At 73.2% G+C, this 13,965-nt stretch carries 10 protein-coding genes; 4 read left to right on the top strand and 6 right to left on the bottom strand.

The window, feature by feature from the left end:
- Positions 1 to 8 precede the first annotated feature (8 nt).
- Positions 9 to 716 (top strand): GntR family transcriptional regulator, encoded by a 708-nt coding sequence (locus IE290_RS07795; RefSeq protein WP_229874298.1) that lies wholly within the window; start codon positions 9 to 11, stop codon positions 714 to 716.
- Between the two features lie 286 nt (positions 717 to 1,002).
- Here the strand turns inward: IE290_RS07795 and IE290_RS07800 are convergent, their stop codons facing one another.
- A complete protein-coding gene (locus tag IE290_RS07800) occupies positions 1,003 to 2,145 on the bottom strand; it encodes an ROK family transcriptional regulator (protein WP_191243753.1) in 1,143 nt (380 codons plus the stop codon).
- 106 nt (positions 2,146 to 2,251) lie between these two features.
- Here IE290_RS07800 and IE290_RS07805 point away from each other — a divergent pair, with 106 nt between their 5' ends.
- The 3 genes from IE290_RS07805 to IE290_RS07815 all read left to right on the top strand — a co-directional run bounded on the left by IE290_RS07805 (position 2,252) and on the right by IE290_RS07815 (position 5,893).
- On the top strand, positions 2,252 to 3,358 hold the full coding sequence (locus IE290_RS07805; protein ID WP_191243754.1) for an ABC transporter ATP-binding protein: 1,107 nt from the start codon (positions 2,252 to 2,254) through the stop codon (positions 3,356 to 3,358).
- A gap of 107 nt (positions 3,359 to 3,465) precedes the next feature.
- On the top strand, positions 3,466 to 4,644 hold the full coding sequence (xylA, locus tag IE290_RS07810; protein WP_191243755.1) for a xylose isomerase: 1,179 nt from the start codon (positions 3,466 to 3,468) through the stop codon (positions 4,642 to 4,644).
- Positions 4,645 to 4,693: 49 nt separating this feature from the next.
- Positions 4,694 to 5,893 (top strand): ROK family protein, encoded by a 1,200-nt coding sequence (locus IE290_RS07815; protein WP_191243756.1) that lies wholly within the window; start codon positions 4,694 to 4,696, stop codon positions 5,891 to 5,893.
- A gap of 307 nt (positions 5,894 to 6,200) precedes the next feature.
- Here the strand turns inward: IE290_RS07815 and IE290_RS07820 are convergent, their stop codons facing one another.
- The 5 genes from IE290_RS07820 to metH all read right to left on the bottom strand — a co-directional run bounded on the left by IE290_RS07820 (position 6,201) and on the right by metH (position 13,959).
- Positions 6,201 to 7,418: a sigma-70 family RNA polymerase sigma factor gene (locus IE290_RS07820; protein WP_191243757.1), complete on the bottom strand. Its 1,218-nt coding sequence runs from the start codon at positions 7,416 to 7,418 to the stop codon at positions 6,201 to 6,203.
- 106 nt (positions 7,419 to 7,524) lie between these two features.
- Entirely contained in the window at positions 7,525 to 8,703 is a 1,179-nt protein-coding gene (locus IE290_RS07825; RefSeq protein WP_191243758.1) for a 4-hydroxybenzoate 3-monooxygenase, read from the bottom strand.
- 260 nt (positions 8,704 to 8,963) lie between these two features.
- On the bottom strand, positions 8,964 to 9,431 hold the full coding sequence (locus tag IE290_RS07830; protein ID WP_191243759.1) for a DUF6292 family protein: 468 nt from the start codon (positions 9,429 to 9,431) through the stop codon (positions 8,964 to 8,966).
- A gap of 68 nt (positions 9,432 to 9,499) precedes the next feature.
- Positions 9,500 to 10,354 (bottom strand): hypothetical protein, encoded by an 855-nt coding sequence (locus tag IE290_RS07835; protein ID WP_191243760.1) that lies wholly within the window; start codon positions 10,352 to 10,354, stop codon positions 9,500 to 9,502.
- Positions 10,351 to 13,959, bottom strand: coding sequence for a methionine synthase (metH, locus tag IE290_RS07840; protein ID WP_191243761.1), 3,609 nt, complete (start codon positions 13,957 to 13,959; stop codon positions 10,351 to 10,353). Before metH ends, IE290_RS07835 begins: the two co-directional genes overlap by 4 nt.
- Positions 13,960 to 13,965 lie beyond the last annotated feature (6 nt).

Raw genomic sequence — 13,965 nt, forward strand, 5'->3', positions numbered from 1 at the left:
TCGGTGTGGTGACGGAGCGAGCGCGAACGAACCGGCGGGTCGTGTACGAGACGCTGCGGCGGAAGGTGCTGACGCTGGCGCTGGCGCCGGGGGCGGCGTTGTCGGAGAACGAGCTGGCCGCGGCGCTGGGGGTGAGCCGGACGCCGGTGCGGGAGAGCCTGATCCTGCTCGCCGAGGAGGGCCTGGTGCAGGTGTTCCCGCAGGTCGGTTCGTTCGTGTCGCGGGTGGACATGCAGCGGGTGGCGGACGCGCAGTTCCTGCGGGAGGCGGTCGAGCTGGCGGCGCTGGAGGACCTGCCGGAGACGCCGGACGCCGATGTGGTGGCCGCGCTGGAGGCGAACCTGGCGCGGCAGCGGGAGCCCGGCATCGACCTGGAGGAGTTCTTCGCGCTGGACGAGGAGTTCCACCGGGGACTGCTGGAGCTGAGCGGACACGACCGCGCCTGGCCGACGGTCGTCTCGGCGAAGGGACACCTCGACCGGGCCCGCCGCCTGGGCCTCTACGAGGCGAACACGCCGGAGGTCTTCGCCGGCCAACACGAGTCGATCCTCAGCGCCGTGGTGGCCCACGACGTGCCCCTCGCGCGCGCCACGATGCGCACCCACCTACGCGAAGTCTTCGCCGACATCGAACGCATCCGGGCCCGGAAGCCGGAGCTGTTCGCGTCGAACTCGGGATCCACACCGGTCCGGCGGAACGTGGTGGTCTGGGAGTAGCCGGGCACCCGCCGCCCCACCGAGCCGGCACACGGAACAGCTCGAGCGGGTCGACGGCGGACAGCCCCAGCCTCCGCCGCCCAGTCTGACAGCGTGCCGACCTGTCCACGCCGTGCTGGCCCCTCGTGCCGGGATTTCACCACCGTGGGCACAAGTCGCCGCCCCCGGCGCCGTGGTTTCCCTTCCCCGCGCCGTGTTCGCCCCTCCCAGCGCTGCACCGGGGGTAGCGCCTCGGTCGGCGTTCTCCCGGTCCCGGCGTCCCCAAGGCGAGTCCGCCCCCGGCCGCTCAGCCCTCGATCCAGGCGAGGGGGTCCGCGACCACCCGGGCGATCACGCTGCCCGCCGCGCCGCGCAATGCGGCGTCCGCGCCCAGTTTCGCGGGGCGCAGCGTCAGTCCGGGCGCCAGGTGCTCCACCACGCGCTGACGGAAGGGCTCTCCGAAGGCCGCGAGTCGTCCGCCCAGCACGATCGTCTCCGGGGCGAGCAGTGCGCGCACCCCCACCAGCGCATCGGCCAGGGCCTCGGCTGCCCGGTCCACCGCCCGCTCCGCCGCCGGGTCCCCCGCGCGCACCCGCGCGACCAGCGGTTCCTCCACCCCGAGCAACCGGGCCGCCCCCGCATCCGGCACGCCGGCCGACGCTGCCATCCCGGCCCGTCCCGCGTACAGCTCCAGGCAACCGCGCCCCCCGCACGGGCACGGCTCGCCCCGCCGCCGGACTGGCACGTGCCCCAGGTCGCCGGCCAGCTCCGCCGCTGGGTTCAGCGGGGCCAGCCCGATGACCTCCTCGCCGCCCAGGTACAGCCAGTCCCGCGCCGCCCCGGCCTGGTATTCCGCCAGCGCCGCGCATGCCACCTCGCCGGCCACCAGGACATCCAGCCCGTGCAGGTCCAGCGCCCGCAACTCGCCCGCCACCAGCGCCCGCACGTCGACCTCGCGCCAGCCCAGCGGCAACGCCGACACCAGCCCGCCCGAGACCAGGCCCCCGACCGCGACGCCGACCCCAGCCACGAGTCGCCCGGCCGTGGTCGCCTCGTCGAACAGCCGCCGCAGCACCGGTCGCGCCGCCCGCACCCCGTCTGCCGCACCCGCCCCGGCCACGTCGAACCGCCGCAGCTGCCGCGCGAGCGGCCGCCCGGACAGGTCCAGGATCATCCCCGCGATGTGGCCGGAGGCGAACTGCAGACCCAGCGCCACCGGCCCGTACGGGTCCAGCACCAGCCGCCCCGCCGGACGTCCCGGCACCCGCCCCGGCTCCGGCCCGAGGTCACGCACCAGCTCCGCCGCGGTCAGCTCCGCCACCAGGCTGGACACCGTCGCCTTGGTCAGCCCGGTCCGCTGTGCCAGCTCGACCCGCGAAACCGGCGCGTCCCGCGCGATCAGCTCCATGACCAGGGCGACGTTGTGCCGCCGCATCGCCTGTGCGCCCATCGCCTCCACAGTTCGTCAGTTTAGTGAATTGACGAACTCTGGCGGCCGCGCCCCGCGCCCGGATAGACAGGCGGGGACAACGACGTGACGCGAAAGGGCGGTCCCCATGGCTGAGGTCAGCTACCGGCAGGCGTCGCGGCTCTACCCCGGCAACCCGCCGGTCCGGGCCGTGGACAGCCTCGATCTCGACATCGCCGACGGCGAGTTCCTGGTGCTGGTGGGGCCGTCGGGCTCGGGCAAGTCGACCGCGCTGCGCATGCTCGCCGGCCTGGAGGACGTCGACGAGGGCGCCATCCACATCGACGGCAAGGACGTCACCGCCGTCCCGCCGAAGGACCGCGACATCGCGATGGTGTTCCAGTCCTACGCGCTCTACCCGCACATGACCGTCGCGGAGAACATGGGCTTCGCGCTCAAGCTCAAGCGCGTGTCCAAGGCCAAGATCGCCGAGCGGGTGCGCGAGGCCGCCGCCCTGCTCGACCTGACCCCGTACCTGGACCGCAAGCCGAAAGCGCTCTCCGGCGGTCAGCGCCAGCGCGTCGCGATGGGCCGCGCCATCGTGCGCGAGCCGGCCGTGTTCCTGATGGACGAGCCACTGTCCAACCTGGACGCCAAGCTGCGCGTGGAGACCCGCGCGAACATCGCCGCGCTGCAGAAGCGCCTGGGCACCACCACCATCTACGTGACCCACGACCAGGTCGAGGCCATGACCATGGGCCACCGGGTCGCGGTGCTCAAGGACGGCAAGCTCCAGCAGTGCGACACGCCGCGCAACCTCTACGAGCGCCCGCGCAACGCGTTCGTGGCCGGGTTCATCGGCTCGCCGGCGATGAACCTCAAGACCGTCGCCCTCACCGCGGACGGCGCGCAGGTCGACGGGCTGACCGTGCCGCTCCCCCGCGCGACGCTGGCCGCCGCGCGCTCGGCCGGCGTGGAGTCGGTGACGCTGGGCCTGCGGCCGGAGTCGCTGCGGCTGGCCGGCGCGGGCGAGCCGGCGGCGAAGCTGACCGTCGAGCTGGTGGAGGAACTGGGCGCGGACGCCTACATCCACGGTGGCGTGAAGATCGGCGACCGCGTCGAGCGGTTCGTGGTCCGCGCCGACGGGCGCCGCCCGCCGCAGCTGGGCGAGACCGTGCAGATCGCGGTCGGCGACGCCGAAGAGGTGCACGCCTTCCACCCGGAGACGGGTGAGCGGCTGCCCTCGGCCGACTGACACCGGAGACCACGAGGGGCCGGGTGGCGACTTCGCCGCCCGGCCCCTTGACTGTCCGCGCCAGCGCAAATAAGTTACTCCGGAAAACAAAACCCGGAGGAGCTGCGATGGTGCGCCAACCGACCCCTGAGGACAAGTTCTCGTTCGGCCTGTGGACCGTGGGCTGGACCGGCACGGACCCCTTCGGCGGCCCGAGCCGCCCGGCGCTGGACCCGTGGGAGTACTCCGACAAGCTCGCCGAGCTGGGCGCGTGGGGCATCACCTTCCACGACAACGACGTCTTCCCGTTCGACGCCGACCTGGCCACCAAGCGGCGCCTCACCGGCCGCCTCAAGGACGCCGCGGACAAGGCCGGCCTGGTGATCGAGATGGTCACCACCAACACCTTCAGCCACCCCGTGTTCAAGGACGGCGGCCTGACCTCCAACGACCGCGGCGTGCGCCGCTTCGGGCTGCGCAAGGTGCTGCAGGCGGTGGACATCGCCGCGGAGATGGGCGCGAGCACGTTCGTCATGTGGGGCGGCCGTGAGGGCGCCGAGTACGACGGTTCGAAGGACCTCTACGCGGCGTTCGAGCGCTACAAGGAGGGCCTGGACACCGTCGCCGGCTACATCAAGTCGCAGGGCTACGGCCTGCGGATCGGCCTGGAGCCCAAGCCGAACGAGCCGCGCGGCGACATCTTCCTGCCCACCGTCGGGCACGCGCTCGCGCTGATCGCCCAGCTGGAGCACGGCGACATCGTCGGCCTCAACCCGGAGACCGGGCACGAGCAGATGGCCAACCTCAACTACACGCACGCGCTGGGCCAGGCGCTGTGGAGCGGCAAGCTGTTCCACATCGACCTCAACGGCCAGCGCGGCCTGAAGTACGACCAGGACCTGGTGTTCGGCCACGGCGACCTGATCTCCGCGTTCTTCACCGTCGACCTGCTGGAGAACGGCTTCCCCGGCTCGCCGGACGCCCCCCGCTACACCGGCCCGCGGCACTTCGACTACAAGCCCTCGCGCACCGAGTACCTGGACGGGATCTGGGACTCGGCGCGGGCGTGCATGGCGACGTACCTGATGCTGGCGGAGAAGGCGAAGGCGTTCCGCGAGGACCCGCGCGTGCGCGAGGCGTGGGACCGGGCCGGGATCCTCGAGCTGGCCGAGCCGACGCTGGGCGCGGGCGAGTCGGTGGCGGACTTCCTGGCCACCGACGACGGTTTCGACCCGGAGAAGGCCGCCCAGCGCGACTACGGGTTCGTCCAGCTGCAGCAGCTCGCGCTCGAGCACCTCATCGGCTGAATTCGTCCATCGGCTGGACGAAAACAGTGCTCCGGTTAGGATCGCCGCCGTGACCGCTCTCGATCAGCAGACGAGCGCCCGCCAGTCCAGCCTCCGGGCGAGCAACCTGGCGCTGGTGGCCCGCACGGTGTGCGCGTCGGCGCGTCCGCTGTCCAGGGCGGACGTGGCGGCGGCGACCTCGATGACCCGCACCACCGCGACCCGGCTGGCCGACGAGCTGGTCGCGGGCGGGGTGCTCGGCGAGATCGAGCCGGACGGCGGCGGCAGGCGCGGCCGTCCGGCCACTCCGCTGGTGCCCGGTTCGCGGCTGGCCGCGGCCGGGCTGCAGGTCAACGCCGGGTTCCTCGCGGTGCGGGTGGTCGACCTGCGGGGCCGGGTGGTCGCCGAGTCGCTGGAGTACGCCGACCTGGTGGAAAGCGATCCGGCGGCGACGCTGGAGCGGCTGGGCGCGTTGTCGGCGCGGGTGCTGGGCGGGCTGCCCGAGGGGTTGCGGCTGGTCGGGGCCGGTTTGGCGCTGCCCGGGATCGTCGCGGCGGCGACCGGCACGCTGCTGCGTGCGCCGAACCTCGGCTGGTCCGACGTGCGCCCGGCCGAGCTGTTGGACCCGGCGGCGGTGGCCGGGTTGCCGCTGCGGGTGGGCAACGAGGCCAGCCTCGCGGCCCGCACGGTCGCCGAGGTCGCGCCCGGGAGACCCGGGCCGTTCCCCGACTTCGTGTACCTGTCGGGCGAGATCGGCATCGGCGGGGCGGCGGTCGTCGGCGGCGAGGTGATGGCCGGGCGGCACGGGTGGGCCGGCGAGATCGGGCACGTGTGCGTCGACCCGGCCGGCCCGGCCTGCCGGTGCGGGTCCACGGGGTGCCTGGAGACCTACGCGGGCCGGGACGCGCTGCTCGCCGCCGCCGGCCTGACACCCGCGTCGACCCCGGCGCACCTGGCGGAACTGGCCGCCTCCGGCGACGCGCGGGCGCGGGAGGCGGTGACGGCGGCGGCGCGGGCGCTGGGGGTGGCGCTGGCCGGGGTGATCAACGTGCTGGACATCCCGACGGTCGTGCTCGGCGGGCACCTGGCGCAGGTGGCGGACCTGCTGCGGCCGGAGCTGGAGTGCCGGCTGCGGGAGCGCGTGCTGTCCGCGCGGTGGACGCCACCGGCCATCCACGCGGCGAAGAACACCCCCGCCCCCGGCGCGACGGGCGCCGCGTACCGCGAGCTGGCGACGGTCCTGACCGACCCGGCGCGCTGGCTGCCTTGATCCCCGGGCGGCCGCCTGCGCGACTTGGCTCGCCGGCTGCTTGATCCTCGGCTCCGGCGCCTGCCCGGCTTGGCTCAGGTCCGACCGCCCGCCCACCGCCGCGTCCGGTCCTGCCAGCCCGGTCCGGCCCGTTGGCCGGCCGCCGGCATGACCGGACCACGGCCGTCGACGGTCCGCTGGACCACCCCGCCCTCGCCGGCGACCTGGACGACCAGAGCGGGGACGGCCTGGTGGCCGAACTGACCGCCCTGCTCACCCCCGGCCTGCGCGACGTGCGGCTCGGCTCCGGCTCGCGGCAGCGAAGCCGCTATCGCTTCGGTGGCGAGCCCTGCGCCTTCGCGGGATGGGGCTTCGCCTCGTGTGGCTTGGGTTTGCCGGCCTTGGGCTCATGAGGCTTGAAGTCAGGACGCCGCGGCTCGGGTGCCTTCGCCGGCTTCGCGGTGGCGGCCTTGGCCTGGCCTTGGGCGCTCTTCGCCGCGCCGGTGGGCTTCTCACCCTTGTCGCTCTTCGCCGTGCCCTTGTCCGGGCCGGCGGTGCCCTTCGCCGGGACACTGCCTGCGACCTCCGGCGTGGCACCGACCGGGACGGTCACCGCGGGGCCCTGCGTGGTCGGCTGCACCGGCGCCGCGGCCAGCACCTGCGGCGGAGCAGACCGCTCGGGAACGACCGCGGGCCCGGCGACCGCGACCGCGGCGAGCGTCACCGCCGCGGCCATCTTCGAGATCGCCGCCACCGCTCCCCCGGTGGCCACCGACGCCGCCGGCGCCCCGCCGCCGCCCAGCCACCGACCGAGCAGCGGCACCAGCGCCAGGGCGGGCAACCCGCCGTTGACGGTCTCCAGCACGGCGGCCACCCGGTGGCACTTCGGGCAGTCCGCCAGGTGCGCCGACACCGCCCGGCCCTGCCGCGCGGTCACCTTGCCGCGCGTCCACGCGCCCAGCCGCCGCCGCACGGTGCGGCAGTCCTCGACACCCGCCGCGGGCACGTGCGCCTGCAGGAACGCCTGACGCAACCCCTCACGGGCGCGCACCGCCAGCGCGGCCACCCCGTTGGCGGTCATGCCCAGCTCACCGGCGAGCGTCGCGGGCCGGGTGCCGAGCATCTCGGTGTGCCAGAGCACGTACCGCCACCGCGGGGGCAGGGTCTCGAACGCCGACCGCGCGACCTCCCCGGTCAGCCGGTCGATCACGATCTCCTCGACACCGGGCGCGCCCTCGTCCCGGGCGGCGGCCCACGGGTCGCACCGCTCGCGGCGGCGGCTCCAGTCCATCGCCAGGTTCCGCAGCGTCACCAGCAGGTAGGGGCGGAACCGCTCGGCCGGGCCGGCGCCGTCGCGGATCGCCACGAGCACGCGCAGGAAGGATTCGGCCACCAGGTCGTCGACCTCGGACCGGTCCCGCCACATCATCGACGCCACCCGCCGGGCGGCCGGCAGGTGGCGCTGGAAGAGGCGGTCGTAGGCGAGCAGGTCGCCCGCGCGGACCGCCTCGATCAGGTCGGCGTCGACGTCCGTGTCCCCCGCCATGGTCCTCCTCGTCGCCTCGGGCGCCTTTGCCCGGGGAGACTCCGCAGTCGCGAGTTTCGTTACGGCCGCAGCGTGCCATGCCGCGTGGCTCACGGTACAGCGATGGTCAGAAATCCGCGGCCTTGCCGATGTAGATCTCGGCGAACGAGGCCGCCGCGGCCGGCGAGGAGAGGAGACGGCGCAGGCGGGCCTGGGCCAGCCGGGCGCGGAACGGGTCGGCCGGCGGGTCGAGCGTCGAGCTGTGGAAGATGTCCGAGAGCCACTGCGAGAACTCCTGGTACTGCCACACCCGGGCCAGGCAGGTGTCCGAGTAGCGCTCCAGCGGGCCGTCGTCGCCGCCGTAGTGGGCCTCGATCGCCTCCGCCAGGTGGAACGCGTCGTGCAGGGCGAGGTTGAGGCCCTTCGCCGCGATCGGGGCGACCAGGTGCGCCGACTCGCCCGCCAGGAACAGCCGGCCGCGGGACATCGGCTCGATGACGTAGTTGTGCATGTCCAGGACGCGCTTCTCGATCAGCTCACCCTCGACGAGCGGTCCGTCCGGGACCCCCAACCGCTGGTGCAGCTCGGACCAGACGCGCCCGTGCGGCCAGTTGTCCGCCGAGTCGCCGGGTGGGCACTGCAGGTAGAGGCGGGTGACGGTGGCGGTGCGGGCCATGTGCGCGGCGAACCCGCGGGGGTGGATGCCGAACAGGACGCCGTCGGCGCTGGGCGCGGCTTCGGCGAGCAGCGCCAGCCAGCCGATGCCGTAGTCGTGGGTCAGCAAGCGGCCGTCGAGGTGACGGCGCGTGACGCCCTGGGCGCCGTCGCAGCCGGCGATGAAGTCGCAACCGAGGCGGCGGGCGGTGCCGCCGGCGTCGGTGAACGTGACCGAGGGGGTGGTCGAGTCGATGTCGTGCAGGACGACGTCGCGGACCCCGAATTCGATGTCACCGCCCCGGTCGGCGTACCGGGCGACGAGGTCGGTGACGAGGAACTGCTGCGGGTAGACGAAGTGCCGCTGCCCGGCCCACTGCTCGTAGGAGAACGGGTGGCGGCGGTTTTCGAACCGGAATTCGAAGCGGCCCTGGCTGGGTGCGGTGGACAGCAGCGTGTCGGCCAGGCCGCGGTCGTCGAGCGCGCGGACGGCCCACTCCTCGATGAACCCGGCGCGCGGGCGGGCCTCGATGAAGGCGCGGGTCTGCTCCTCCAGGACCACGCAGCCGATCCCCCGGTCACGCAGCACGTTGGCGACGGCGAGCCCCGCGGGCCCAGCCCCCACGACGACGACCCCGGTGCGCGCGACCACGATGCCTCCCCAGGTGGTGCGATTGCGGCAGTTTGCCCGAAATCGCCAGGCGCCGCAACGCTTCCTGTGGCAGGTGGGTGGGGCGCCGCGCGGTTGGAGAGCGGCGCCTGCGGGGCGGCAGCCCGCAGCGCGAACGGCGCGGCGCGCAGCCACACGCCTCCTACCCCCACCGTCGCACAACGACGATGTATGAACGTCAGTCGCTGCCCGGCCAACGGGTGCGCCGGACCGCGCGGCGGGCCACCGACCCCAGCGGGAGGTCAGTGCGCCGGGCGGCGACGGGCTTGCTCCACCGGCCGTCCCGGCCTCGGGGTGGCCCTTTCCTGGTACGGGATCGCGTAGGTCGCCAGGTGCTGGCGGACCTTGGCGCCGTCGGTGGTGCCCGCGGGCGCCGCGTCGGGGGCGCGTCCGGCGAAGACCTCGTCCACGAACCGGGCGACCTCGGGCGGCGGCGGGAGCAGCTCGGCGCCCAGGTAGCGCACCACGCTCAGCTCGTGCCCGGCCGTGGTCTCGATCGCCACGGCCCAGCCGTCGTGCTCGTTCCACACCAGGGCCGTGTCCTGGCCGGGGTGGTCGGACAGCCGGTCGTCCAGCGCGAGGTAGGCGTAGGCCGGCGGCGGGTCCAGGTGGGCGTAGTAGGCCTCGCCGCTGCAGCCCAGTTCCTCGGCGACCGCGCTGACGTAATGGCGCAGCCCGGAGGCCGCCGCGTGCTCGTATTCCAGATGCATCTCACGCCCCGTTGAGTGAGTAGTCCTGCTTGGGGCCGGGCTACCACCTGACCGGGTGACCAAACCCCTCAGCCGAACACACCGAGTCCGGTCGCCGCGTGAACCTCCAGCCGCACGAACTGCGCCTGCGGAACCGCCTCGACGGCGACGTAGTCCTCGCGATCGCTCTTCAGAGCTTCCGGTTCAAGCCAGGTGAAGTTCCGCAACGCCCGGGAAGCCGCCACCACGGTGTCGTAGGAACTCATCGACGTCCCGCCCACCGACGCGGCGACTTCGACGGTCCCGCTGGGCCGCCGCCTGGGCTCCCCCACCTCGACATCGCCCTCGGCGGGGAAGACCTGCTGGCGCAGGGTGCGCGCGATCCGCCGGACCTGCTCCCGGGCTGCGATCGCATCCGCTTCCGCGAGTTCGGCGACCACAAGGACCTGCACGGTGGTCGCGGCCTTGAGGGCGCCGAGGAATTCGCGGCCTTCCTCCTCGGTCAGCCCGAGGGGCTCGACATCGTCGAGGTCCGCACCCTCCGTGCCGAACGGGTCCCGCCCCCGCCCGACGTACACCGACAGGTCGGCCCCTGCCGGCACCTCGATCCGGGCGCTGGGCACGCACACGAGCGGCCGGCCCCGGGACTCGGTGATTTCGAGCAGTTCCGGGGACACCCCGATGACGGGCAACTGCGACCTGGCGACGCGCTGGATCGCGTCGAGCGTGCTTTCCTCGGCGTTCGTCCGCGTGCGAACCGCCACCCGCGCGTAGTAGCTGCCCGGCGGATCCCCGTCGACCGGACCGACCTCGATCCCCCGGGCCCCGAGGTCGGCGACCAGTCGCCGGCACCCGTCCATCGCGGCGGCGAGATCTCGCGCTCGGAACCACAGTTGCAGGTCCGTGACCACGTCGGTGTCCCGGAGCTCCTCGGAGATCATCACTCCGCGGGATCGTAGTCCAGGTTCGGGCGCAGCCACTTCTCGATTTCCGGCTGGGGCACTCCGCGGCGCCGGGCGTAGTCGGTGACCTGGTCGCGGCCCAGGCGGCCCACCGTGAAGTACCGGGACTCCGGGTGGGCGAAGATCAATCCGCTCACGCTCGCCGCTGGGGTCATCGCGTACGACTCCGTCAGCCCGAGGCCCAGGTCCTCGGCCCGCAGCAGCTCGAACAGCTCCCGCTTCTGGCTGTGGTCCGGGCTCGCCGGGTAGCCGAGCGCCGGGCGGATCCCGCGGAACCGCTCGGCGTGCAGGTCCGCCAGCGACGGCGCCGCGTCCGGCTCGAACCACTCCCGCCGGGCCTCCAGGTGGATGTACTCGGCGAACGCCTCGGCCAAGCGGTCGGCCAGCGCCTTGACCATGATCGCCCGGTAGTCGTCCTGCCGGGACTCGTAGTGGCGCGCCAGCTCCTCCGCCCCGTGCACCGTCACCGCGAACCCGCCGAGGTGGTCTCCCGCCGGGGCCACGTAGTCGGCCAGGCACCGGTTCGCGCGACCGTCCGGTTTGGACGTCTGCTGCCGCAGCATCGGGAACCGCACACCGTTGTCCAGCACGATGTCGTCGCCCTCGCTGTGCGCCGGCCAGAAGCCGTACGCGCCCCGCGCCCGCAGCGAACCGGCGGCGACGATCTCGTCCAGCAGCGCGTTCGCGTCGTCGAACAGCTCGCGCGCCACCGGCTGGTCCAGGATCGCCGGGTACTTGCCCTTCAGCTCCCACGCCAGGAACAGGAACTGCCAGTCGATCATCTCCCGCAGCGCCGGCAGCCCGGGCTCGACCACGCGCACGCCGGTGAACGACGGCACCGGCAGGTCGTCGAACGACACCCGCTCCGGGTTGGCCCGCGCCTGCTCCAGCGTGAGCATCGGGCGGCGCTGCTTGCTCGCGTGCTGCTCACGCAGCCGCTCCTGCTCCGCCCGGTTCGCCGAGTCCAGCGCTGCGGCACGGTCCGGGTCGAGCAGGTCCGACACCACCCCGACGACCCGCGACGCGTCCAGCACGTGCACCGTCGTCTGGTCGTAGGCCGGGGCGATCCGCACCGCCGTGTGCTGCCGCGACGTGGTCGCGCCGCCGATCAGCAGCGGGATCTTCAGCCCGCGCCGCTGCATCTCCGTCGCGACCGACACCATCTCGTCCAGCGACGGCGTGATCAGCCCGGACAGGCCGATCGCGTCGGCGTTCTCGGCGACCGCGGTGTCCAGGATCTTCGCCGCGGGCACCATCACGCCGAGGTCGATCACCTCGTAGTTGTTGCAGCCCAGCACGACGCCGACGATGTTCTTGCCGATGTCGTGCACGTCGCCCTTCACGGTCGCCAGCACGATCTTGCCGTTGCCGCGCTCGTGCTCCACGCGTCCGGCCAGCCGCGCCTCTTCCTTCTCCGCCTCCATGAACGGCTCGAGGTAGGCGACCGACCGCTTCATCACGCGCGCGCTCTTGACCACCTGCGGCAGGAACATCTTGCCCGAGCCGAACAGGTCGCCGACGGTCTTCATGCCGTCCATCAGCGGACCCTCGATGACCTCCAGGGGCCGTGCGAAGTTCTGCCGGGCCTCTTCGGTGTCCTCTTCGATGTAGTCGACGATGCCGTGCACCAGCGCGTGCCGCAGCCGCTCGGCCACCGGCGCCTCGCGCCAGGACAGGTCCACGACGCGCTTGCGGCCCTGGCCGCGGACGGTCTCGGCGAACTCGACCAGCCGGTCGGTGGCGTCCTCGCGGCGGTCGAACAGCACGTCCTCGACCAGTTCCAGCAGGTCGGCCGGGATGTCCTCGTACACGGCGAGCTGGCCGGCGTTGACGATGCCCATGTCCAGCCCCGCGCGCACCGCGTGGAACAGGAACGCCGAGTGCATCGCCTCGCGCACGACGTCGTTGCCGCGGAAGGAGAACGACAGGTTCGAGATGCCGCCGCTGGTGCGCGCGCCCGGGCAGCGCTGCTTGATCAGCGGCAGCGCCTCGATGAACGCCTTGGCGTAGCCGTTGTGCTCGGCGATGCCGGTGGCGACGGCGAGCACGTTGGGGTCGAAGACGATGTCCTCGGGCGGGAAGCCGGCCTGCTGGGTGAGCAGGTCGTAGGCGCGGCCGCAGATCTCCACCTTGCGGTCGCGGGTGTCGGCCTGGCCCTGCTCGTCGAAGGCCATCACGACGACCCCGGCGCCGTAGTCGCGGATGCGGCGGGCCTGGTGCAGGAACTGCTCCTCGCCCTCCTTGAGGCTGATCGAGTTGACCACGCCCTTGCCCTGCACGCACTTGAGCCCGGCCTCCAGCACGCTCCACCGCGAGCTGTCGATCATGATCGGGATCCGGGCCACCTCGGGCTCGGTGGCGATCAGGTTGAGGAACGTGGTCATCGCCCGCTCGGAGTCGAGCAGGTCGGCGTCCATGTTGACGTCGAGCAGGTTGGCGCCGCCGCGGACCTGGTCCAGGGCGACGTCGACGGCGGCCTGGTAGTCGCCGGATTCGATGAGCCGCCGGAACTTGGCCGACCCGGTGACGTTGGTGCGCTCGCCGATCATCACGAACCCGGTGTCGGCGCCGAGGTCGAACGGCTCCAGCCCGCTGAACCGGGTGTGCGTGCGCGGCGGCGGCACCACGCGCGGCGCCGCGCCGGCGACCGCCCGCGCGATCTCGGCGATGTGGTCCGGGCCGGTGCCGCAGCAGCCGCCGACGATGTTGACCATGCCGCTGCCGGCGAACTCGCCGAGCATCCGGGCGGTCTCCGCCGGCGTCTGGTCGTAGCCGCCGAACGCGTTGGGCAGCCCGGCGTTGGGGTGGCAGGCGACGTAGGTGCCGGCCAGCCGCGACAGCTGCTCGACGTGCGGGCGCATCTCCTCGGCGCCCAGCGAGCAGTTCACGCCGACGACCAGCGGGTGGGCGTGCTCGATCGCGCTCCAGAACGCCTCGACGGTCTGGCCGGACAGGGTGCGCCCGGACAGGTCGACGATCGTCACCGAGATCCACAGCGGCAGGTGCGGGGCGACTTCGCGGGCGGCGGCGATGGCGGCCTTCGCGTTGAGGGTGTCGAAGATCGTTTCGATGAGCAGCAGGTCCACGCCGCCCTCGGCGAGCGCGGCGATCTGCTCGGCGTAGGCGTCGCGGACCTGGTCGAAGGTGACCGCGCGGTAGGCGGGCTCGTCGACTTTCGGTGACAGGGACAGGGTCACGTTGAGCGGGCCGATCGACCCGGCGACGAACTTGCCGCCTGCTTCGTCGGCGGCCTGCCGCGCCAGCTGGGCGCCGCGCACGTTCATCTCGCGCACCAGGTGGCCCAGGCCGTAGTCGGCCTGGCCGATGCTGGTCGCGGTGAACGTGTTGGTCGTGGTGATGTCGGCGCCCGCGGCGAGGTAGCGCCGGTGCACGTCGAGGATCAGGTCGGGGCGCGTGAGGTTGAGCAGGTCCGGGTCGCCCGTGACGTCCTGCGGGTGGTCGCCGATCACGTCGCCGCGGTAGTCGGCGGGGGTGAGGCCCGCGCCCTGCAGCATGGTGCCCCAGGCGCCGTCGAGGACGGCCACCCGGTCGCTCAGGATCTCCCGCAGAGCCTTCGTCGTGTCCACCGGCGC

Origin of the sequence: Amycolatopsis deserti, from assembly GCF_014653945.1 — a bacterium.
Classification (GTDB): domain Bacteria; phylum Actinomycetota; class Actinomycetes; order Mycobacteriales; family Pseudonocardiaceae; genus Amycolatopsis_E; species Amycolatopsis_E deserti.